Annotated in this window: 2 protein-coding genes and 1 pseudogene; 1 reads left to right on the top strand and 2 read right to left on the bottom strand. The window is 55.1% G+C overall.

Annotated features, from left to right (window positions below; all coding sequences use genetic code 11):
• Positions 1 to 52 precede the first annotated feature (52 nt).
• A pseudogene (locus ACOTX7_RS24225) lies at positions 53 to 757 on the bottom strand (AAA family ATPase); the annotation flags it as partial.
• Positions 758 to 843: 86 nt separating this feature from the next.
• Entirely contained in the window at positions 844 to 1104 is a 261-nt protein-coding gene (locus ACOTX7_RS24220) for a hypothetical protein (RefSeq protein ID WP_001620096.1), read from the bottom strand.
• A 297-nt stretch (positions 1105 to 1401) separates the two neighbouring features.
• Here ACOTX7_RS24220 and ACOTX7_RS24215 point away from each other — a divergent pair.
• On the top strand, positions 1402 to 1726 hold a 325-nt coding region (locus ACOTX7_RS24215), incomplete at its 3' end, for a serine hydrolase (RefSeq protein WP_421626178.1).

The raw sequence follows: 1726 nt of genomic DNA, 5'->3' as shown, positions 1-1726 counted from the left end.
CTCCATCAGCAAAAGGGGATGATAAGTTTATCACCACCGACTATTTGCAACAGTGCCAAATCTCCTCCGCGCCGATCTCGACAATGGTCTGAAAGGCGGCGGCGAGATTCTGGCCATCGCTGTCGAGGACTGGCGAACGGTAACCCACGGCCGGCTGACGCAGTGGCGAATGACGGCCAATCGCGAATTCATGATAAAACCGCCAACGGCGCAGCGTCTCCCGCACTCGCGATACTTCGGGAAAACGGTGCGGCTCGCCAAGCTGACCGAACACCGACTCATTTTCATAAATACTCTCGGTGAAAGTACTTTTCTCCCCGGTGACATCGACGAGAAACGCCGCCTGATTCTTGCGCTGCAGTACGCGGGAGGAAGGCCGGCGGGAGTAGCCGGCCAGCCAGATATTCTCTTCTTTAACGATAGGATCGAGCATGAATTGCGTCGGATAGGGCAATTTTTCAGGGAAGCCTATCTGCAGTTCATAATCGAAGCTGTCGGTCCGGCAGGCGATTTGCAGCCGGCGGGGGTGACGATCGAGGGGCGAACGCTCCCCGGACCACATCATATTCTCCAGACCGCCCTCTTCGCTGATAAACCCCGAAAGCCTGCCCTCAGCGGCAGCGGTCAGCAGGTGGATGGCGTTATAAATATTGGATTTACCGCAGCCGTTAGGGCCGAAGACAATGTTCAGCGGCCCGAGCTCCAGCGCGATATCCTTTACTGAGCGAAAATTTTGAATACGAATGTACTGAATCATTATGCGTCCGGCCCTGGAAATAGAAGGCTGCCACAGTAGCACAGCGGCGCCCGGCATACCCTCTTACGCCCCCTTTCGGGCAGGGTTTAACAGAACATTTTTTTCATTCCACGGGTCAGGGCGACCCGCGTCAGCTTATCGCTATCCTGATGGGCGTCGCTGAAAACGCCAAAAAAATAGCGTTCATCGTCAATGGTTTGGCTAACAATTCGGTAGCTCAACGATTGCCCGGATAGCGCACCGTACTGCGCAGGCGTCACCGAGACTTCGGTCGCGTCATCGGCGACGCTGACCAACAGCCCGTCCGCCTTACCGCCCACCAGCATGACCTTAATTATCGGGTGCACCAGTTCCTCCCGGGATGGCATATAGCGTTGGCGAACCGCAGGGACCGGCGGGCGTGGTGATCGGCAAACAGCGACGCCCGACAGAGTGCGGTATTTAGTACTTTCTTATAGTTCATCACGGCCTTGAGTCAAAAAATAGCGTGCTTAGGCAGGGCTAGATATTGATTATTCGAAATAAAAGATGAAAAATGATGAAGGAAAAAAGAGGAATTGTGAATCAGCAAAACGCCGGGTTATTCTTATTTGTCGCTTCTTTACTCGCCTTTATCGGCCCTCACTCAAGGATGTATTGTGGTTATGCGTTATATTCGCCTGTGTATTATCTCCCTGTTAGCCACCCTGCCGCTGGCGGTACACGCCAGCCCGCCGCCGCTTGAGCAAATTAAACTAAGCGAAAGCCAGCTGTCGGGCCGCGGAGGCATGATAGAAAGGGATCGGGCCAGCGGCCGCACGCTGACCGCCTGGCGCGCCGATGAACGCTTTCCCATGATGAGCACCTTTAAAGTAGTGCTCTGCGGCGCAGTGCTGGCGCGGGTGGATGCCGGTGACGAACAGCTGGAGCGAAAGATCCACTATCGCCAGCAGGATCTGGTGGACTACTCGCCGGTCAGCGAAAAACACC

Source organism: Enterobacter cloacae complex sp. IR5418, from assembly GCF_049238105.1.
Lineage (GTDB): Bacteria > Pseudomonadota > Gammaproteobacteria > Enterobacterales > Enterobacteriaceae > Enterobacter > Enterobacter hormaechei.
Note: the sequence above shows the minus strand (reverse complement) of the source record. Positions and strands in the feature narration are given on the sequence as shown.